At 43.4% G+C, this 19,549-nt stretch carries 18 protein-coding genes; 10 read left to right on the plus strand and 8 right to left on the minus strand.

Annotated features, from left to right (window positions below):
- Nucleotides 1-11 precede the first annotated feature (11 nt).
- Complete coding sequence (locus KIT51_01385) at nucleotides 12-2,951, plus strand: DEAD/DEAH box helicase (GenBank protein UYN86962.1); 2,940 nt, start codon at nucleotides 12-14, stop codon at nucleotides 2,949-2,951.
- Here KIT51_01385 and KIT51_01390 read toward each other — a convergent pair.
- A complete protein-coding gene (locus KIT51_01390) occupies nucleotides 2,917-3,816 on the minus strand; it encodes a lysophospholipid acyltransferase family protein (GenBank protein ID UYN86963.1) in 900 nt (299 codons plus the stop codon). The genes KIT51_01385 and KIT51_01390 overlap by 35 nt on opposite strands.
- An 89-nt stretch (nucleotides 3,817-3,905) precedes the next feature.
- On the opposite strand from KIT51_01390, the gene KIT51_01395 reads away from it, so the two are divergent.
- From KIT51_01395 to KIT51_01405, 3 genes are read left to right on the plus strand one after another with little or no spacing between them, the layout of a single operon-like run.
- Nucleotides 3,906-4,712, plus strand: a complete 807-nt coding sequence (locus tag KIT51_01395; protein ID UYN86964.1) for an SDR family oxidoreductase — start codon at nucleotides 3,906-3,908, stop codon at nucleotides 4,710-4,712.
- On the plus strand, nucleotides 4,713-6,089 hold the full coding sequence (radA, locus tag KIT51_01400; GenBank protein UYN86965.1) for a DNA repair protein RadA: 1,377 nt from the start codon (nucleotides 4,713-4,715) through the stop codon (nucleotides 6,087-6,089).
- Between the two features lie 37 nt (nucleotides 6,090-6,126).
- Nucleotides 6,127-6,735, plus strand: coding sequence for a hypothetical protein (locus tag KIT51_01405; protein UYN86966.1), 609 nt, complete (start codon nucleotides 6,127-6,129; stop codon nucleotides 6,733-6,735).
- On the opposite strand, the gene KIT51_01410 is transcribed toward KIT51_01405, so the two are convergent.
- Nucleotides 6,732-7,658: a T9SS type A sorting domain-containing protein gene (locus tag KIT51_01410; GenBank protein UYN86967.1), complete on the minus strand. Its 927-nt coding sequence runs from the start codon at nucleotides 7,656-7,658 to the stop codon at nucleotides 6,732-6,734. The genes KIT51_01405 and KIT51_01410 overlap by 4 nt on opposite strands.
- A gap of 394 nt (nucleotides 7,659-8,052) precedes the next feature.
- Nucleotides 8,053-8,919, minus strand: coding sequence for a 1-aminocyclopropane-1-carboxylate deaminase/D-cysteine desulfhydrase (locus KIT51_01415; GenBank protein UYN86968.1), 867 nt, complete (start codon nucleotides 8,917-8,919; stop codon nucleotides 8,053-8,055).
- Between the two features lie 104 nt (nucleotides 8,920-9,023).
- Here KIT51_01415 and KIT51_01420 point away from each other — a divergent pair, with 104 nt between their 5' ends.
- Nucleotides 9,024-10,073 carry a PA0069 family radical SAM protein gene (locus KIT51_01420; protein UYN86969.1) on the plus strand — a complete coding sequence of 350 codons (1,050 nt, stop codon included), beginning with the start codon at nucleotides 9,024-9,026 and terminating at the stop codon, nucleotides 10,071-10,073.
- Nucleotide 10,074: 1 nt separating this feature from the next.
- Here KIT51_01420 and lysA read toward each other — a convergent pair whose 3' ends face one another.
- Nucleotides 10,075-11,307 (minus strand): diaminopimelate decarboxylase, encoded by a 1,233-nt coding sequence (gene lysA, locus KIT51_01425; GenBank protein ID UYN88462.1) that lies wholly within the window; start codon nucleotides 11,305-11,307, stop codon nucleotides 10,075-10,077.
- Nucleotides 11,308-11,378: 71 nt separating this feature from the next.
- Between lysA and KIT51_01430 the strand changes: the two genes are divergently transcribed.
- From KIT51_01430 to metK, 3 genes are all read left to right on the plus strand, one after another.
- Nucleotides 11,379-12,143 carry an alpha/beta fold hydrolase gene (locus tag KIT51_01430; protein ID UYN86970.1) on the plus strand — a complete coding sequence of 255 codons (765 nt, stop codon included), beginning with the start codon at nucleotides 11,379-11,381 and terminating at the stop codon, nucleotides 12,141-12,143.
- Nucleotides 12,133-12,843, plus strand: a complete 711-nt coding sequence (locus KIT51_01435; GenBank protein UYN86971.1) for an SAM-dependent methyltransferase — start codon at nucleotides 12,133-12,135, stop codon at nucleotides 12,841-12,843. Before KIT51_01430 ends, KIT51_01435 begins: the two co-directional genes overlap by 11 nt.
- Nucleotides 12,844-12,919: 76 nt before the next feature.
- Nucleotides 12,920-14,176, plus strand: coding sequence for a methionine adenosyltransferase (metK, locus tag KIT51_01440; GenBank protein ID UYN86972.1), 1,257 nt, complete (start codon nucleotides 12,920-12,922; stop codon nucleotides 14,174-14,176).
- Nucleotides 14,177-14,212: 36 nt separating this feature from the next.
- Here the strand turns inward: metK and raiA are convergent, their stop codons facing one another.
- The 4 genes from raiA to KIT51_01460 all read right to left on the minus strand — a co-directional run bounded on the left by raiA (nucleotide 14,213) and on the right by KIT51_01460 (nucleotide 16,986).
- Nucleotides 14,213-14,515 (minus strand): ribosome-associated translation inhibitor RaiA, encoded by a 303-nt coding sequence (raiA, locus tag KIT51_01445; GenBank protein ID UYN86973.1) that lies wholly within the window; start codon nucleotides 14,513-14,515, stop codon nucleotides 14,213-14,215.
- 81 nt (nucleotides 14,516-14,596) lie between these two features.
- Nucleotides 14,597-15,478, minus strand: a complete 882-nt coding sequence (locus KIT51_01450) for a tyrosine-type recombinase/integrase (GenBank protein UYN88463.1) — start codon at nucleotides 15,476-15,478, stop codon at nucleotides 14,597-14,599.
- Nucleotides 15,479-15,597: 119 nt separating this feature from the next.
- Nucleotides 15,598-15,792, minus strand: coding sequence for a 30S ribosomal protein S21 (rpsU, locus tag KIT51_01455; protein ID UYN86974.1), 195 nt, complete (start codon nucleotides 15,790-15,792; stop codon nucleotides 15,598-15,600).
- Between the two features lie 54 nt (nucleotides 15,793-15,846).
- On the minus strand, nucleotides 15,847-16,986 hold the full coding sequence (locus tag KIT51_01460) for an acyl-CoA dehydrogenase (protein ID UYN88464.1): 1,140 nt from the start codon (nucleotides 16,984-16,986) through the stop codon (nucleotides 15,847-15,849).
- 176 nt (nucleotides 16,987-17,162) lie between these two features.
- Here KIT51_01460 and KIT51_01465 point away from each other — a divergent pair, with 176 nt between their 5' ends.
- Together KIT51_01465 and rfbB are read left to right on the plus strand one after the other, a co-directional pair.
- Entirely contained in the window at nucleotides 17,163-18,476 is a 1,314-nt protein-coding gene (locus KIT51_01465; GenBank protein ID UYN86975.1) for a UDP-glucose/GDP-mannose dehydrogenase family protein, read from the plus strand.
- A 4-nt stretch (nucleotides 18,477-18,480) separates the two neighbouring features.
- Nucleotides 18,481-19,539, plus strand: coding sequence for a dTDP-glucose 4,6-dehydratase (gene rfbB / locus KIT51_01470; protein ID UYN86976.1), 1,059 nt, complete (start codon nucleotides 18,481-18,483; stop codon nucleotides 19,537-19,539).
- Nucleotides 19,540-19,549 lie beyond the last annotated feature (10 nt).

The following is a 19,549-nucleotide window of genomic DNA, read 5'->3' on the forward strand; positions in this document are numbered from 1 at the left end:
ACGGCCAAATCATGAAGGTTTCTGCGTCCCAGCCGTTCCAAATCATCTACTCGTTGTTTGAACACGAGTACCTGGGGTTCCTTTTTGAGTCCTATATCGTGCATTTGGACGATAAAGGGAAACTGACCTATCAGCACCAGAACATCTCATCCAAAAACGCGCGCGAATTTTCCAAAGGGCTCGATGATCGTGATTTTGAGTTGATCAAACTTATGGATGCCATGCAACAAGATGCCGTGGCCAAGAAATTTGCCGGTAAGCCAGTTAAGCCCGAAGAGTTTTTCCCGAAAGTTTTTGATAAGAAAAAGGGTAATGAAGCACTGCAAGAGCTGATAGAAATACACATGGAGACCAAGCGTGCAGAAGTGCTGGAAATACTAAGAGGTAAACTTCTTTTTGAAACAGGCAATGATGGAGAACCCACGCACCGTAAAATTGAGGTAATGGAAAAGAGAGCCTCCATTCAGTTTCACTTTATGCGTGGCGAAGAGAACACCAACTATTACCCTACCATTTTTTATAATGGTAAAAAACTTGAGTTGCCCAACCCCACCGCTTTCCTGATTTGTAAAACCCCTGCCTGGCTGGTGGTAAACGGTAAGCTTTATGGTTTCGAAAAATTTGTTGATGGCAAAAAGCTTTTGCCGTTTCTCAGCAAAAAATTTGTAGTAATCCCCAAAAACCTGGAAGAAACTTATTACAACCGGTTTGTTGCCCCGCTTATTGCTTCGTTTGATGATATAGAAGCTAAAGGATTTGAGATCAATAAAAATGAATATGATCCTAAGCCTATTCTTACCATATCGGAATTACAATCGGCACAAAGTGTGGCCACCCCAACACTTTTCGATACCGGTTTAAAAGAAGATAAAAGTGATGAGTCTGGAAAGATCGTATTTGACCTTTCCTTCAAATATGGCAAACATAAATTTCAGGGCCGTAACCGTGTGCCGGTAAGCGTTACCATTGAAAAGCATGATAAGGATTATGTTTTTCACCGGGTTCAGCGAAAAGTAGATGTAGAGAAAAACTTTCTTCACATGCTACAAAAGCTGGGCCTTCAGATGAAGGACTTTAACGTGGCCATTTCAAAATCGGAAGCTTTTTCGTGGCTTAACGAAAACCGGGTTAACCTGCTTAACCTGGGCTTTGAAGTGAGCCAGCCACAAAGCAACGACAAAAAATATTTTGTAGGCAAAGCCATTATTGAGGTTGAGGTAAAAGAAAACATCGATTGGTTTGATATTCACGCCCGTATAAAATTCGGTGAGTTTGAAATTCCCTTTAAGGAATTGCGCAAACTTATCTTAAAAAAGAAGGTAGAGTTTAAGCTTCCAAATGGAGAGATCGCCATCATTCCCGAGGCATGGTTAACCCGCTATGCTGATTTATTTGCGTTAAGTGAAACAGAAGGCGATAAGGAAAAGCCGGTTTTGCGCAAGCACCACCTTAACCTGGTAAAAGAACTCGAGGATGGCAACCTGGCCAAAGTCCACATCAGTGAAAAGCTGCGGTCACTGGGTTCATTCAGTGGAATAAAAAACTACGCTCTTCCTGCCGGGTTTATCGGTGAGCTCAGGCCCTATCAAAAGGCCGGTTATAACTGGTTACGATTTTTAAATGAATTTAAACTGGGGGGTTGCCTGGCCGATGACATGGGTTTGGGTAAAACAGTACAAACCCTGGCTATGCTGCAGGCTGAAAAAGAAGCCGGTCATGGCACTACGTTGCTCATCATGCCCACATCACTGGTGTATAATTGGGAGATGGAGGCCTCACGGTTTACACCGCACCTGAAAGTATTGAATTATACCGGCACCCTGCGTAATAAAGATGTTAAGCGATTTGAAAAGTACGACATTGTACTGACCTCATATGGCATAACCCGATTGGATATTGAACTGTTGAAAAATTTTTATTTCAACTACATCATTCTGGATGAGTCGCAGGTGATCAAAAATCCATCGTCAAACATTGCTAAAGCAGTACGCGAACTTAAATCGCGTTACCGGTTGGTACTAACCGGTACACCGTTGGAAAATACCACCCTGGATTTATGGTCACAGGTTAGTTTTATTAACCCGGGCATGTTGGGGTCGCAAAGTTATTTCCGGCAGGAGTACCAGGTCCCCATCGAGAAGAAAGGTGATGAGGCAAAATCCAAAAAGTTAAACTCCATTATAAAGCCTTTTGTCCTGCGCAGGCACAAATCCCAGGTGGCTACCGAATTGCCCGAGAAGGTTGAGAATATACAATACTCGGTAATGACAACCGAGCAGGAGAAACGTTACGAAGAAACAAAAGCATATTACCGTGGGCGCATATTGGATTTGATTGACAAAGAGGGAATGGGCAACAGCCGGTTTATGATTTTGGAAGGATTGACCAAGCTCCGTCAATTGGCCAATCATCCAAAAATGATTGAGCCATCTTACGCTGGCGATTCAGGCAAGCTGGAAGACATAACCCACATGCTCGAAAATGCCATGGCCGAAGGGCACAAAGTGTTGGTATTTAGCCAATTTGTCAAGCATTTGTCATTGGTGCGGCAGTATTTAAAATCACATAAAATCGACTTCGCTTACCTGGATGGCGCAAGTATCGATCGCAAAGAACAAGTTGAGCGCTTCAATAAAGACACCAAGGTAAAGGCATTTCTTATTTCAATTAAGGCAGGAGGATTGGGCTTAAACCTCACCGAAGCCGATTATGTTTTTATACTTGATCCGTGGTGGAACCCGGCCGTTGAAGCACAAGCCGTTGACCGTGCACACCGCATCGGGCAGAAGAAAAAAGTATTTACCTATAAATTCATTACCCGCAATACGGTTGAGGAGAAAATACTAACGCTTCAACAAAAAAAGTTGAAACTCACGCAAGAGCTGATCACAACCGAAGAAACCATCATGAAACAACTTACCCGGGAAGATATTGAGTTGATGCTGGCCTGATAGGATTATTGTTTTTTTCCTGAAGGTGCCTTTTCTTCCAACGGTTGTGCGACCATAGCCAACCATCAGGATGTTCGCGGATTACTTGCTCGACTGTACGCACATAATTTTCAATTACCGTTTCGGAATCTTTGTGATAGGGTGGCTCTGCTATGGGCACTAGCGTACAGGAATAATATCCACGCCTAAGCCTCTTAACCGAGCCATACAACACCGGGTATTGGGTCAGGTTTGCCATCTGCTGACTTCCGTAGAAGAAGACGGTTTGTTGGTTTAAGAAAACAGTTGAGTACTTTTTATCACTTTCATACCCAGGGTATTGATCGGCAACGATGGCTATGCCACGCTGAATGCTTTTACGTTTGATCAATTCACGGGCCACATCGTTACGTTTGATGGCCTTGCCACCAAAACGGGTACGACAGGTTTGCATAAAGCTATCAACCAGCGAATTATTTATGGGTTGGTAAACGAAATCAATGGGCATATTCAGGGAAAGCATGCCCGATGCCAGCAGCCACTCCCAGTTGAATTGGTGTGACGACAACAAAACCATGGATTGACCCTGGTCGCGGTACTTGAGAACCACTTCAGGATTTGTGTAATACATTCTTTTCTGTAATACTGTGGGCGAAATGGTTACCAGTTTTAATGTTTCAACGGCATAGTCGCACAGGTTTCGGTAAAAAGATTTTGCGATTTTCTTTCGTTCAGCTAAAGACTTTTCAGGAAAGGAGTTTTTAAGGTTTTTGTTAACCAGTTTTTTACGGTAACCTATTACGTAGTAAGCCAATAAAAACATGATATCGGAAAGAACGTATAATACTGCAAGTGGAAGCCGGGATAGAATGCGCAATAAAATCATGTTCGTTTGTTTCCGGGCAACAAGTTAAGTAAGTATTGCTATTTTTGGTGCAAATTGAAATGAGCAGGTCTTGCCTTTCAAGGTATCATATGAAAGATAAGGTTGTTGTTATTACTGGCGGAACTTCTGGAATTGGCAAAGCCCTGGCACACGAATTTGGCCGGCATGGCTCAAAACTTGTAATTACCGGAAGGAACAAGCACGACCTTGATGAAGCCGTTGCTGAACTAAAGCAAGCAGGGGTTGAAGTTACCGGAATAAATGCTGATGTAAGCAAAGAAGAGGATAATAAACGTATGGCCGAAGAAGCCATTCGTACCTATGGCACGATTCATATCTTGATTAACAACGCAGGTATTTCCATGCGTGCATCTTTCGAAGATGTTCAACTTGATGTAGTTAAAAAGGTGATGGACATCAATTTTTATGGGGCGATTTATGCTACCCGTTACTGCCTGCCCGAAATCGTGAAGAACAAAGGATCGATTGTGGGCATCTCTTCCATTGCCGGCTACAGGGGCTTACCGGGAAGGACTGGATATTCGGCCTCCAAATTTGCATTAAACGGTTTTTTGGAAGTGTTGCGAACGGAGTATCTCCACAAGGGTGTGCATGTGCTTACCGCATGCCCGGGATTTACGGCAACAAACATACGCATGCGCGCGTTGTTGGCCGATGGACGCGAGCAGAAGGAATCCCCCCGCGAGGAGAACAAGGAAATGACACCCGAGCAATGTGCCCGGCACATCTACAAGGCAACCGTTAGGCGAAAAAAAATACTGATACTTACCCTGGAGGGAAAGGTTGCCGTTTTCCTGAATAAGTGGTGGCCCTGGCTGGCCGACCAGGTAGTTTTTAATGTGATGGCCAAAGAGGTAAATGCCCCGGTTAAGTAAATGCCCAAAACAAAATCCCTTTTCTTCTGCCAAAACTGTGGCCATGAATCGCCCAAATGGATGGGTAAGTGCCCATCGTGCAACCAGTGGAACACCTTTGCTGAGGAGGTTGTGCAAAAGGAAACCACAAATAAGAACGACTGGAGGAAAGAAACAGATCATAAGAAAAGGAATATACCCCGCACGTTAGAGCAAGTTGAATCAGGGGGTGAAGTTCGTATGACAACGCCCGATCATGAGTTGAACCGCGTATTGGGTGGAGGGATTGTACCCGGATCGCTGGTATTGATTGGGGGTGAACCCGGCATTGGAAAGTCCACCCTAATGTTACAGTTAGCGCTGTCACTTAAAAGCATTAAAGTGCTTTATGTGTCGGGTGAAGAAAGTGAGCAACAACTAAAAATGCGCGCTGAACGATTAACACAATCCCTAAATGAGTCGTGTTACATTTTTACCGAGACCAATACCCAAAATATTTTTCTGGCCATTCGCGAATTGCAGCCGGATATGGTCATCATCGACTCTATCCAAACACTCCACTCAGAACTGCTCGACTCAACAGCCGGCAGTATTGGTCAAGTACGCCAAAGTGCCGGTGAATTGATGAAGTTTGCGAAAGAAGCAAACACACCGGTCTTTCTTGTTGGTCACATCACGAAGGATGGCATGCTGGCAGGGCCGAAGGTGCTGGAGCATATGGTTGACACCGTGCTCCAGTTTGAAGGCGACCGTCATCTCGCCTATCGCATTTTACGCACCACCAAAAACCGCTTTGGGTCAACATCAGAGATTGGCATTTATGAAATGTTGGGCACAGGTTTACGCGAAGTGTCCAATCCATCCGAAATCTTAATCTCACAAAAGGATGGGCCATTGAGTGGCGCTACCATTGGAGCTACCATTGAAGGCAACAGGCCGCTGCTGATTGAAATACAGTCGCTTGTAAGTCCGGCATCATACGGCACGCCCCAGCGCACCCCAACAGGCTTTGATCAGAAGCGATTAAACATGTTACTGGCTGTGCTGGAAAAACGTTGTGGCTTTCGTATGGGCCAGCACGATGTGTTTGTGAACATGGCAGGAGGCATTCGTGTGGAAGACCCGGCCATTGACCTTGCCGTGTGTGTTTCGGTTATTTCTTCGCTGGAAGAATTGCCGGTATCGGAAAAGGTATGCTTTGCAGCGGAAGTTGGTCTGGGAGGTGAGTTGCGTGCTGTAAACCGAATTGAGCAGCGCATATCCGAAGCAGAAAAACTCGGCTTTACGGAAATCTATGTTTCAAAATTCAGCCAGAAAGCGCTGGATACCCGAAAGGTAAAGATCACGGTAAAATCGTTTGGCAAGTTAACCGAAGTATTTCAGGATTTATTTGGCTGATCGTGGCCATCGTGTAATCTTTACACGAAATTGATTTATGGAAACATTTTTTACAGAAACCGTTGGCTTGCCTGAAAATCTTTTCAGCTATTTCATTTTGCCGCTGCTTATTTTTTTGGCGCGCATCATGGATGTTTCCATCAATACCATCCGCATTATTTATGTATTGGGTGGAAGAAGGTTAACAGCAACAACGCTTGGCTTTTTTGAATCGTTTATATGGCTCATGGCCATTCGGCAGATTTTCGAACACCTTGATAATTGGGTGTGTTACGTGGCGTATCCTGGTGGTTTTGCCATGGGCATTTTAGTGGGCATGATGATAGAAGAACGCATTGCCTATGGAAAAGTAATTGTGCGGATTATTACCCGAAAGGATGTGGATGAACTCATTGCGTTTCTTACCCAGAATCAATTCCGGTACACCCGTGTAAATTCAGAAGGGCTTGATGGCCCGGAAAGCCTGGTGTTTACAGTTTTACCCCGCGAAAACCTGGAAGAATTGCTCTCCAAAATGAAAGATATACTCCCTACGGCTTTTTACACGGTAGAAAAAGTAAACCGTGCATCAGAGAGTGGTGCGGTGGTACAAGAAAGCACCCGTTGGAGCATTGCCAGTTGGTTAAAGGGAGGACGAAGGGATTAATTTTTAATAATCTTTATTGTTCTTCGACCATTACCTGTTTGTAATTTAACAATGTAAATCCCTGCCGCTAAATCACGCACATCCACCATACAGGTTTCGTTAATGAATTTTTTCAGTACAACTTTTCCTGACAAATCAAGGAGCGTGAGTTGTGCGGGTTGTTGATGGGGCAACTGGATTTTTAAGTAATCCGTTACCGGGTTAGGCATTACAGAAATACCGGCTAATGTATCTTCTGTTCGGGTAATAATCTCCGGATAAAGATCACGGGTGTAAAAAAGCAAGCAAAGATCACTGGCATAAGCAGGGTACATTGATGGTTGACGACCGCGGATAGTAATGACGTAAGGATTGTCACGATCTATAGCGGCAGAAGAGGTAAGTGTAAGTAATCCAACTTTAATATTGGCAGAGGATGAATCGTAGGTACTAAACTGGAGTTCATCCTCGGTTAATGTTGAGTAGGCACTCAACGTGGATTCGTTTTGCTCATTAGGTTCGTAAAGTATTTTAATCGTTCGGCTTTCATTTATCGGAATATAAACTCGGTTATTTTCGTCCAGCGGATTCTTTAGTGATATTTTGCTGCCTGAATCATGATCTGTTAAAATTATCTGAATGTCCCTTTCTACAGTACAAAGACGATATAAGTTTCCGTCAATGACTTTTGATAAATGAATTTTTACAGCGAACAAAAATTCTCCAGTGGTATAGGTTCCCTGAAACTTCGTGTCCCACGTAAGCAAGCCTGTAAAGGAGTTTATCTGAAGATTTTCAGGTAGCCTGTAATTCTGCACAGGCTGATTTTTGTCTCTTTTTGGAGTGCTTAATTCATATGAAATAACATGATCTTCCAGGCTAAAAGCACCTATGGAAAGTGAAAGGGGTTCATCTGCTTTAGCATGGAAAAATGGGTCAAACAAAAAATCAGGGGTGTCGAACGAACCAAGAAAGGGATCCAGGTTTATAACGGTCTCAACGTAAAATACTGTCGAAATGGAATTATCAAAATTTATAATGCCCCCGTTTCTATTGGGCTCAGTATAGAAAATGGCAAACTGGCCGGGTCCGGCATAAGTATGATCTACTGAGTAAGACGCTTTTGCAATACCAAGCGTCCCCTAAGAAAAGCAGGTCACTTTCACCACCAAAGAGTACTGGTGAACCTGTATCGGTATAGACGGTGATAGTAATTCTACAGGTGAGATTTGTGCTGCTCAACCGCTTCACGGAAATGTACCCACAGCGCAGGTGCGTGGCGTTTATGATTAGGGGAAACGCAATGATGAGGATTAAAACAATGATCTTTTTCATGGTTTACTTATTTTGAAGGCCTCCTGAATGCACCACTAAAATTGTTGCCCACCTTCTAAAATAGCCCTTCTCAATCAAATCGTAAACTCCGGCAACAAGCTTTCCTGTATAAACGCTGTCTAAGGGCAAATTATTTTTTGTCAGACGATCTTTTATGAATTCAAATAAAGCAGCCGTTGTTTTTCCATATCCACCAAAGTGATAATCTGTCATTAGCTTCCAGTTTCTTGCCTCCTTCCCAATTAACCTTTCTACTTCTTCTTTCAAAAATTCTCCCCCTTTTAGAACAGGAAATCCCAGAATCTCTACTGAAGCATCAAGACCTTTTATTAGCCCGGCCAATGTCCCTCCGGTTCCCACGGCACAACACAAATAATCAAATCCATCGCCCAGTGTTTGCGCGAATTCCGCAACACCCTTTACAGCTAACGCATTGGTGCCGCCTTCGGGTATTAAATAGAAGTCACCAAACTCCTGATGAAGGCTCTCAATAAAATGCGGATTTATTTTTTGCCTGTATGCTTCTCGTGTTATGTACTTCAACCCCATTCCACGACTTTTCGCAAATGTTAACGTTGGGTTGAGCGGAAACATTTCTTCACCACGAATGATGCCAATACTTTCAAAGCCCAGTTCATGTGCAGCAGCTGCGGTGGAAAAAATGTGGTTGGAATAAGCACCACCAAAGGTGAGCAACGTTTTGTGTCCCAGTTTTTTTGCTTCTTCAAGATTGTACTTCAGCTTCCACCATTTGTTTCCTGAAACATAGGGATGATTCAAATCTTCACGCTTAACCAATACACGAATTCCCGCCTTATCAAATAGCGGATCATGTATTTCCTGTATCGGAGTTGGCGTATAGCTAAGCATTGTCTTACAAGTTGTGGGTTGTTGTTTTCCTGACAACTTATGTCGTGCAAGTTAAAAATGTTTTCAAAGCATTTGGAGCACACCTAACTTTAGCAATTCTTACTATGGATGAGTATATAAAAGGCCGCGGTTCACAGTTAAAAACACAAAATCGGTTTTTAAAAACCAGTTATGTTACCGATCACATTGAAGGCCTTGATGAAGCTTTACTTTCTGCCCCCACCACCCAGGTTTTTTACGAACAGGCAAAAAAAATCGTAAACAAAGTAACCAGTCCGGATTTGGGTATGATGTATTCACTGAATCCTTACCAGGGCTGTGAACATGGCTGCATTTATTGTTACGCGCGCAACACGCATGAGTATTATGGGTTCAGTGCCGGTTTGGATTTTGAAAGCAAAATCATGGTAAAGAAAAATGCTCCGCAACTGCTCGAAAAATTTATTCTTCATCCTGACTGGCAGCCTGTTCCGATAAGTGTTTCGGGGAACACAGACTGCTACCAACCCTTAGAGCGTAAACTTGAAATTACACGCGGCCTACTCAAAGTGTTCGCACAGTATCGCCATCCGTTGGGCATGATTACTAAGAACAGTTTGATTTTGCGCGACCTTGATTTGTTGAGTGATCTGGCCAAAGACAACCTCGTACATGTTTATATCTCCATCACCACGCTTGATGAAAACCTGCGAAGAATAATGGAACCCCGGACAGCCAGTGCCCTGAAAAGATTGAAAACAGTTGAGGAACTGGCAAAAGCAGGCGTGCCTGTAGGCATAATGAATGCTCCGATTGTACCGGGTTTAAACCATCATGAAATTCCGATGATCATGAAAGCGGCCGCTGATCATGGCGCGCAGGCTGCCGGGATGACAATCGTTCGTTTAAATGGAGCCATCGGGCAACTTTTTGAAGATTGGTTGCAAAAGAATTTCCCTGACAGGTTTGATAAGGTGTGGAACCAGATCAAATCCATGCATGGCGGAAATGTAAACGACTCACAATTTGGCAGGAGAATGATGGGTGAAGGAAACTTTGCGGAATCAATCCAACAGTTGTTTCGTGCATCCAAAAAGAAATACCTGGCAGGGAGACACATGCCCGCCTATGATCTTTCAAAATTTAGAAAAGGTGGAAACCTGAGTTTGTTTTGAGTTAAAGGTCTATTTCAATTTGGCCTTTCACCAAATCTTCAAACACTTCACGCTCACGAATAAGCTTTGCTTCATTGTTAATCACCAAAACTTCTGCCGGCCGCAAACGTGAGTTGTAGTTGGATGCCATTGAAAAACCATAAGCCCCGGCATTTTTAATGGCCAGAACATCGCCCTCCTGCACTTCATTTAATTTTCTTTCAGCACCAAGGGTATCGGTCTCGCATATGTATCCCACTACGGTGTAAACTTTTTGTTCTCCTGTTGGATTGGAGATGTTCAGAATATGATGATAGGCATCGTACATCATGGGCCTTAATAAATGGTTAAGCCCTGTATTAACACCAACAAATGTGGTTGAGGGAGTAGATTTTACTAAGGTTGTCTTCGCCAGCAAATGACCGGACTCACTCACAATGAATTTACCGGGCTCCAACCATAACTCAAGCTTTCGGCCGTACTCTTCACAAAACAACCGGAATGATTCGGTGAGTTTTAAACCTAAATCAAAAACGTTGGTAACCCGGTCTCCTTCTTTGTAGGCAACTTTAAACCCACTGCCAAAGTCGATGAATTTCAAATCGGGGAAATCGCGTGCAACGCTGAAGAAGATATCGGCCATTTTCAGAAACACATCGGTTTCAGTTATGTCTGAGCCGGTGTGAATGTGCAGGCCTTGAATTTGGATATTATACTGACTAACAACTTCCATAATCTGTGGAAGCTGGTACACCGATATTCCAAATTTGGAATCACTATGTCCGGTTGAAATTTTGATATTTCCGCCTGCCATAATGTGCGGGTTTAGGCGGATGGAGCAGGGATAAGAACTTCTATACTGTACACCGAATTTTTTCAGAAAAGGTATGTTATCAATGTTCACTACCAGCCCGAGTTTTACGGCTTCCTCAATTTCAGTGAAGTCGGCACAGTTTGGAGAGAACATGATTTCTGATGGGGAAAACCCGGCCTTGAGTGCAAGGTGTGCTTCCTGAATAGAAACTACATCTGCCCCCGAGCCATTCTTTTTCAACAGCCGAAGGATGGCGAGGTTGGAGAGGGCCTTAACGGCATACTTGATTTTGACATCCGCATCTGCGAATGCTGTTTTCAATGTTTTAAGTTGGTGTACAATTTTTTCGGCATCATATACATAAACCGGGGTACCAAATTGTTCGGCAATATCCAATGCCTTTATGCTTTGAATAACGTATGAACCTTCTTTAAGCTCCATTAGCTGCTCTTTAAAATTCAAATATACTTCCATAATCCGGTTCATGAGTTGGGATTGTTTATTTTTGGAAAATGAAGTTATTCTATCGCGAATACGGACAGGGCCAACCCTTGATTATCCTGCATGGGTTGATGGGATCTTCGGATAACTGGTTGCCACAGGCAAAGATGTTGGGTGAACACTATCGCGTTTGGGTTGTTGACCAACGCAATCACGGCCAATCGCCACACAGCAATGAATTTAATTACACAGTCCTCAGTAATGATATTCTTAATTTCATACAGGAACATACTATCGAAAACCCGGTAATTATAGGCCACTCCATGGGCGGCAAGGCGGCCATGAATTTTGCGCTGGCCCATCCGGATAAACTGGATAAACTTATTGTTGTTGACATCGCCCCCAAAGCCTATGATGTACGGCACGATCATATTGTTGAAGGTTTAAAAGCCGTACCGATTGATTCAATACAATCGCGTCAAGAGGCAAACGACTCGCTGGCCCAGCATATTTCAAGTGAGGCAGTAAGACAGTTTTTGTTAAAAAACCTGATGCGTAAACCCGAAGGCGGATTTGGTTGGCGTATTAATTTACCGGTGATTGATAAGAATCTTGAGGTTATTAGTGGTGGTTTGGTATACCAGGGTGTTTTTCAAAAGAAGACATTATTTATCCGCGGTGCAAAGTCGGATTATATACTGGATGAAGACCGTGCATCAATCAAGAAATTTTTCCCGGCCTCCGCTATTGTAACCATGGATGCCGGCCATTGGGTGCAGGCTGAAAGGCCAGAGGAATTTGTACAGGTTATTTTATCTTTTTTAAATGCCGGGTAAAGGAGTACTTTATTTGATACCCACCTCCATCGCAGATGAAACAACTGATCGGGTTATTCCTGATCAGGTTACTGAAACCATTAAGCCCCTCCGTTATTTCCTGGCGGAAGATATTCGCACGGCACGCAGGTATTTGAGTAGCCTGAAAATTTTCCCGGTTATTGAAGAGCTTCAGTTCAATGTACTTGATAAAAACACTCATGTAGCAACACTTCCGGGGTTACTTGCACCACTTATGCACGGCATCAATGTTGGGGTATTGTCTGAGTCAGGTTGCCCGGGAGTTGCCGATCCGGGTTCATTGGCAGTTGCCTATGCACACCAACACAATATCCGTGTTGTTCCGTTGGTAGGGCCTTCATCTATCCTGCTGGCGTTAATGGCATCAGGCCTTAATGGTCAGCGATTTGCATTTCAAGGATATTTACCGGTTGATGGAACTGAGTGCCGTAGGGCCATCAAGGCTTTTGAGTTAGAGTCGCGAACTAAAAGCCAGACACAAATTTTTATTGAAACACCTTATCGGAACAATGCAGTTTTTGCAAACCTGTTGAAATCGTTGCAGGATGAAACCCGTTTATGTGTTGCAGTTGATATAACCGGAAAGGAGGAATCGATCAAAACCTTGCCGGTCAAAACATGGAAGAAGTTGGCGAATTCATGGCCCAAGTTGCCTGCGGTGTTCTTGTTCCTGGCCTGAAAATATCTTTTTGTTTTACCCCCATTAGTCTAAATTTGCCGACTTAAACCAAGCATTAATCCTTAATTGATAACTTATGCCGTATCTATTCACCTCAGAGTCCGTGTCTGAGGGCCACCCCGACAAAGTAGCTGACCAGATTTCTGACGCACTCATTGATTACTTCTTAGCCTACGATCCTAATTCAAAAGTTGCTTGTGAGACGTTGGTAACCACAGGCCAGGTTGTGCTGGCAGGCGAAGTGAAATCCGAAGCTTACCTGGATGTTCAGGACATTGCCCGTGAAGTAATCCGTAAAATTGGATACACCAAAAGTGAGTATATGTTTGAGGCCAATTCGTGCGGTATTCTTTCGGCTATTCACGAACAGTCTCCCGATATTAACCAGGGTGTCGAGCGGAAGAAGAAAGAAGAGCAAGGCGCGGGCGATCAAGGCATGATGTTCGGCTATGCAACTAACGAAACAGACAATTACATGCCGCTTCCTTTGGAGATTGCACATTCGTTACTTCGCGAATTGGCGGCTATCCGAAGGGAAGGAAAGCAAATGACGTATTTAAGGCCTGATTCAAAATCGCAGGTAACCATAGAATATGACGACAACAATCAACCTGTCCGCATCGATGCTATTGTAGTTTCTACACAGCATGACGACTTTGACAAAGATGCACCGATGCTAAAGAAGATCAAAGAAGATGTGATCAACATACTGGTGCCACGCGTAATGAGAAAATTACCGAAACGTGTACATAAACTCTTCAACAGTGATATAAAGTACTTCATTAACCCTACCGGAAAGTTTGTGATTGGCGGGCCCCATGGCGATACAGGATTAACCGGTAGAAAAATTATTGTAGATACTTATGGAGGAAAGGGAGCTCACGGTGGCGGGGCGTTCTCCGGAAAAGACCCTTCAAAGGTAGATCGTTCGGCAGCGTACGCCACGCGTCACATCGCTAAAAACCTGGTAGCTGCTGGCGTGTGCGATGAAGTGCTGGTTCAGGTTGCTTACGCTATTGGTGTGGCAAGGCCTGTTGGGTTATATGTAAATACTTATGGCACAGCCAAGGTTAACTTAAATGATGGTGAAATTGCAAAGCGCATCGAAAAGATTTTTGATATGCGTCCTTATTTCATTGAGCAACGTTTCAAGCTTCGTTCACCTATATATGCAGAAACAGCAGCTTATGGCCACATGGGTCGCGAAACAAAGGTTGTTGAAAAAATTTTCAACAAAGGAAAGAAAAGTGAAAAGCGTGTGAAGGTTGAGTTATTCCCTTGGGAAAAACTAGATTACGTAGAGCAAGTACAGAAAGTTTTTAAGTTAAAATGAAAAAGGGGCCGATAGGCCCCTTACTTTTAGTATACATTAGGCCCGACCGCCATTGATTTTAGTTTTGAATTTTTTTAACTGATTTTTTAAGGCCTCGGTTGCCTGGTCAGTTGCGGCTTCGAATGATCGTGCCTTTTCCGCGGCAAATAGTTGATTCCCCGGCAGATTGAGCTTGATTTCCACGGTTTTATTTTCGACACCTTCATTATTCAGCCTGAGGAAGACCTCACCATCCACCATTCGGTCAAAGAATGTTTCAAGTTTGTCGACTTTCTTTTGAATAAAATCGACAAGCTTACGGTCTGCATCAAAGTGGATGGATTGCACTTTCAGTTTCATAAAAAATTAGTTTAAGGTTGAACATCAAATTCCGGTTTTCGCCGGCACAAAGCATGTAGTTATTTTTTCATAGGCAAAGGGTTAGGCTTTTGGATGGGCCTGATCGTAGGCCTTTTTTATTTTTTCCATGGAATTGTGTGTATAAACTTGTGTGGCAGCCAGGCTACTATGGCCTAATAAATCTTTTACCGCATTTATTTCTGCTCCTTTATTGAGCAAATGAGTAGCGTACGTGTGCCGGAGCACATGCGGACTTTTCTTTTCCGTTTGGGTGTTTTCATTCAGGTATCGTTTTACAATCCGGTACACCATCATCGGGTAACAAGGCTCACCTGTATCGGTTACAAAAACAAACCCATGATTTTTCAACGCCACCTCCCTATTTCGAATTTGATGATAACTTTCATAAGTAGATACGATGCTTTTCGGGAAAGGGATTACCCTTTCCTTGTTTCTTTTTCCTAAAACCTTTATTGTGGTCTTGTGAATGTCCACCTGGGATTCCTTTAGCGTAATTAATTCAGAAAGACGGATGCCTGTGGAATAGAACATTTCTAGTATAAGTTTGTCGCGCCAACCTTCCAATGTGTTTTCAAACGATACATTATCCAACAGGTTTATGATCTCCGTTTCTTTCACAAAGGAGGGTAAACGCTTTTGAGTTTTCAGTACACGAATTTTGGTCATGGGATTTTTTTTAATGACCTCTTCCCGCGTAAGGAACTTATAAAATGTTTTTAGGCTGGCTATTTTTCGATTTACTGAGGCAGGTTTGATCCCACTATCGACCAATTGAATAATCCACGAGCGGACAACACCATAGTCTGCGGTTTCAGGGGTATGATCATGAAATACCTCGTTAATAAACGATTGAAACTGATCAAGATCGTTTTGATAAGCTGTAAGCGTGTGCTTGCTTACCCTTTTTTCAAACTGGAGGTATTTTAGAAAGGAATCGATCATGCGGTACTGCACAAATCCATCGGTAATACCAAAGTAAAAAAATAATCCCCAAGGGTAAAGTCCCCTGGGGATTATTGATTATTTTATAAATAATAAGGGAATATCTCCTGAAAAGGCAATTATGCGTTCTCCAAACCCTTCATGCGCTCACGGTAAGCAGCACGGATAATTTCGCTCCTGCGTCTTACAGAGGGTTTTTCGAATGCGGTGCGTGCACGTAATTCGCGAAGAACACCGGTTTTTTCGAATTTCTTCTTAAAACGCTTTAGCGCCTTGTCAATGGATTCGTTTTCTTTAATGTTGATTACAATCATCTCTTTCCGATTAGGGCTGCAAATATAACAATACAGCATCCATTTTTGCAAAAATCACTTTAACACCGCCCTGGAAATAACCAATTTCTGTATTTCCGAGGTACCCTCCCCGATCGTGCACAATTTGGCATCACGGTAGTATTTTTCAGCCGGAAAATCCTTGGTATAGCCATATCCGCCAAATATTTGAACGCCTTCGTTCGCAATTTCAACCGCTATTTCTGAGGCATAAAGCTTTGCCATGGCCGATTCTTTGTTGACGCTAAATCCTTTGTTTTTCAGGTCAGCCGCCCGATACGTGAGCAATTTCGCAGCTTCAATTTTGGTAGCCATGTCGGCCAATTTGAAGGCAATGCCCTGAAACGAGGATATTGGCTTGTTGAATTGATGCCTTTCTTTCGAGTATTGAAGGGCAGCTTCAAAAGCTCCCTGTGCAATGCCCAGGCTTAGTGCCGCAATAGAAATGCGGCCACCATCTAAAACTTTCATGGCCTGGATGAAACCTTCTCCCACCTCTCCCAATAATTGTGATTTGTGTATGCGGCAATCAGAAAAAATAAGCTCGGCAGTTTCAGATGCCCGCATTCCCAGCTTATTTTCCTTTTTTCCAGAGGTAAAACCCGGGGTTCCTTTTTCAATAACAAAGGCAGTCATGCCATGTGAATCACCAACCTCACCGGTACGAACAATTACAACAGCAACATCACCGGATTTTCCGTGTGTTATAAAATTTTTTGCTCCGTTAAGCACATAGTAATCGCCATCGGCCACGGCAACGGTGCGCATGTTCCCGGCATCTGATCCGGTGTTGGGCTCGGTTAGCCCCCACGCCCCTATCCACTCGGCAGTTGCCAGTTTGGGTAGATACTTTTGTTTTTGTTCTTCACTACCAAATTGCAGGATGTGGTTTGTACACAACGAATTGTGGGCAGCCATAGACAAACCTATGGAACCGTCTATTTTAGCCAACTCCGATATGGCCGTAACATATTCGAGGTATCCGAAACCGGCACCACCATAGGCTTCAGGTACGAGTACACCCATTAACCCAAGCTCACCCATTTTCTTAAACATTTTTATCGGGAATTCTTGGGACTCATCCCACTCCATCATAAAAGGTCTGATTTCACGATCGCCAAAATCACGCACCATTTGGGCGATCATTCGTTGGTTTTCGCTTTCCTCAAAGGAGATAATATCAGATGATTCAAGTAATGTGCTCATAATTTCGATTCAATTTTTTTAGGGTTACGAAGGTAGAGCATTTAACGCAATAGCCAAACGAATGTTAGTTTGTTTAGGTTAAATCTTTATTACTGCCTGTTTTAGAAGGCAAAACAGTTATTTTTGGGGTCTTTTTGTAGACCCATATGAAGATAACAGTAGTAGGAACAGGTTATGTTGGATTAGTAAGCGGCACCTGCTTTGCCGAAACAGGTAATACCGTAACCTGTGTTGATATTGATAGCGAGAAAGTTAAGAAGCTAAAAGGTGGTAAACTCACCATTTTTGAACCAGGCCTCGAGATCATTTTTGAACGGAATCTAAAGGAGGGCAGGTTATTTTTCACAACTGATTTACGTGAAGGTATCCAGGACGCGCAGGTAATCATGCTAGCATTACCCACCCCACCAGGAGCTGACGGTGCGGCCGACCTGCAGTATGTATTAAAAGTGGCAGGTCAACTTGGGCCTATGCTTGAAAAATACACGGTAATTGTAAATAAAAGTACAGTGCCTGTGGGTACGGCTGAAAAGGTTAGGGCTAAAGTAGCAGAAGGTGCCAACGTTGAATTTGATGTTGTTTCCAATCCGGAATTTTTGCGCGAAGGATTGGCCGTTGAAGATTTTATGAAACCCGAACGGGTGGTTATTGGAACACGTTCCCCCCGGGCACAGAAAATAATGGAGACCCTTTATGCACCGTTTGTGATGCAGGGCAATCCCGTAATTGTTATGGACGAGCCATCCGCAGAGCTTACAAAATATGCTGCCAATGCATTCCTGGCTACTAAGATTACGTTCATGAACGAGATCGCAAACCTGTGCGAGCGCCTGGGTGCAGATGTTGACCTTGTGCGTAAGGGCATGGGCACCGACAGCCGCATTGGCAAAAGGTTTTTATTTGCCGGCATTGGTTATGGAGGCAGTTGTTTTCCGAAAGATGTGCAGGCGCTTTCACAATCTGCGCAACAAGTGAAGTACGATTTCAAAATCCTTGATGCTGTGATGAATGTTAATGAGCATCAAAAAACAAAAATGATTGCCCGCATGAAGGAACATTTTAAAGATGGATTGAGGGGAAAGAAAATTGCAGTATGGGGCTTATCGTTTAAGCCACAAACCGATGACATACGGGAAGCACCGGCATTGTTGAACATTCAAGAATTGTTAGCGCTTGGGGCAACGGTGCACGTGCACGACCCTGAAGCTATGGAAAATGTGAAAAAGCAGTTGGGTGACAAAGTTACCTACCATACCAATTCCTATGATGCACTTGAAAATGCCGATGCGTTATTGATTGCCACGGAGTGGCCCGAGTACCGTACACCGGATTACGATAAGATGGCAACGCTTATGAATTCAAAAGCCATTTTTGACGGGCGGAACATCTATGATCTTTCAAATATTCGTGAACTTGGGTTCACTTACTATAGTATTGGTCGTGAAATCATAAAAAACTAAGAAATTGGCAAACAAGAAAAATATTCTGATTACCGGTGGTGCCGGATTTATCGGATCGCATGTGGTGCGGTTATTTGTACGCAAATACCCCCAATACCACATCCTTAACCTGGATAGTTTGACCTATGCCGGTAATCTGGAGAACTTAAGGGATGTGGAAAATGAACCCAATTACACCTTTATAAAGGGCAATATTTTGGACATCGAACTGCTGAACCGGATTTTTTCAGAAAACACAGTTCAGGGGGTAATTCACCTGGCAGCTGAGTCGCATGTTGATCGCTCCATACACAACCCGGATGAATTTGCCATGACCAATATTATTGGCACCATTCGTTTGCTTAAAGCTGCCCATACGGCATGGCAAGGGAAGATGAACGGAAAAATGTTTTACCACATCTCCACCGATGAAGTATACGGATCTATTGATGAAGGATATTTCACCGAAGAAACTCCAATCGATCCCCGCTCTCCTTATTCAGCATCAAAAGCAAGCAGTGATCACTTTGTGCAAGCATTTGGCAACAGCTATGGCTTACCAACCCTTATTAGTCGCTGTTCAAATAACTACGGTCCATATCAGTTTCCTGAAAAGTTGATCCCGCTAATGATTAATAATATGGTGAACGGTAAGCCGCTGCCGGTTTACGGTAAAGGTGAGAATATACGGGATTGGCTTTACGTGGAAGATCATGCAAGCGCCATTGATGCTATTTTTCATCATGGTAAATCCGGTGAAGTTTATAACATAGGCGGCAACAATGAGTGGAAGAATATTGATCTTGTGAAATTACTATGCAGTATCGTTGATCAGAAACTAGGACGTGAAGATGGCGCTGCATTAAAATTGATTACGTATGTCACCGACCGACCTGGACATGATTTGCGTTATGCCATTGATGCCTCTAAAGTTATAAGCGAAACAGGTTGGCGCCCTGAAACAGATTTTGCACAAGGGTTGGAGAAAACCGTGGACTGGTACCTGGCCAACAAGGATTGGCTAAGCCATGTAACTTCAGGAGAATACCTGAAGTATTACGATAAAATGTATATAAATCGCTGATAATCAATTA

This window comes from Cyclobacteriaceae bacterium (assembly GCA_025808415.1).
Taxonomy (GTDB): domain Bacteria; phylum Bacteroidota; class Bacteroidia; order Cytophagales; family Cyclobacteriaceae; genus UBA2336.

Bases quoted from the DNA above. Each gene is read 5' to 3' on its own strand.
- KIT51_01385 (UYN86962.1), top strand. From the start codon at position 12: ATGAAGGTTTCTGCGTCCCAGCCGTTCCAAATCATCTACTCGTTGTTT.
- KIT51_01390 (UYN86963.1), bottom strand. From the start codon at position 3,816: ATGATTTTATTGCGCATTCTATCCCGGCTTCCACTTGCAGTATTATAC.
- KIT51_01395 (UYN86964.1), top strand. From the start codon at position 3,906: ATGAAAGATAAGGTTGTTGTTATTACTGGCGGAACTTCTGGAATTGGC.
- radA (UYN86965.1), top strand. From the start codon at position 4,713: ATGCCCAAAACAAAATCCCTTTTCTTCTGCCAAAACTGTGGCCATGAA.
- KIT51_01405 (UYN86966.1), top strand. From the start codon at position 6,127: ATGGAAACATTTTTTACAGAAACCGTTGGCTTGCCTGAAAATCTTTTC.
- KIT51_01415 (UYN86968.1), bottom strand. From the start codon at position 8,919: ATGCTTAGCTATACGCCAACTCCGATACAGGAAATACATGATCCGCTA.
- KIT51_01420 (UYN86969.1), top strand. From the start codon at position 9,024: ATGGATGAGTATATAAAAGGCCGCGGTTCACAGTTAAAAACACAAAAT.
- lysA (UYN88462.1), bottom strand. From the start codon at position 11,307: ATGGAGCTTAAAGAAGGTTCATACGTTATTCAAAGCATAAAGGCATTG.
- KIT51_01430 (UYN86970.1), top strand. From the start codon at position 11,379: ATGAAGTTATTCTATCGCGAATACGGACAGGGCCAACCCTTGATTATC.
- KIT51_01435 (UYN86971.1), top strand. From the start codon at position 12,133: ATGCCGGGTAAAGGAGTACTTTATTTGATACCCACCTCCATCGCAGAT.
- metK (UYN86972.1), top strand. From the start codon at position 12,920: ATGCCGTATCTATTCACCTCAGAGTCCGTGTCTGAGGGCCACCCCGAC.
- raiA (UYN86973.1), bottom strand. From the start codon at position 14,515: ATGAAACTGAAAGTGCAATCCATCCACTTTGATGCAGACCGTAAGCTT.
- KIT51_01450 (UYN88463.1), bottom strand. From the start codon at position 15,478: ATGATCGATTCCTTTCTAAAATACCTCCAGTTTGAAAAAAGGGTAAGC.
- rpsU (UYN86974.1), bottom strand. From the start codon at position 15,792: ATGATTGTAATCAACATTAAAGAAAACGAATCCATTGACAAGGCGCTA.
- KIT51_01465 (UYN86975.1), top strand. From the start codon at position 17,163: ATGAAGATAACAGTAGTAGGAACAGGTTATGTTGGATTAGTAAGCGGC.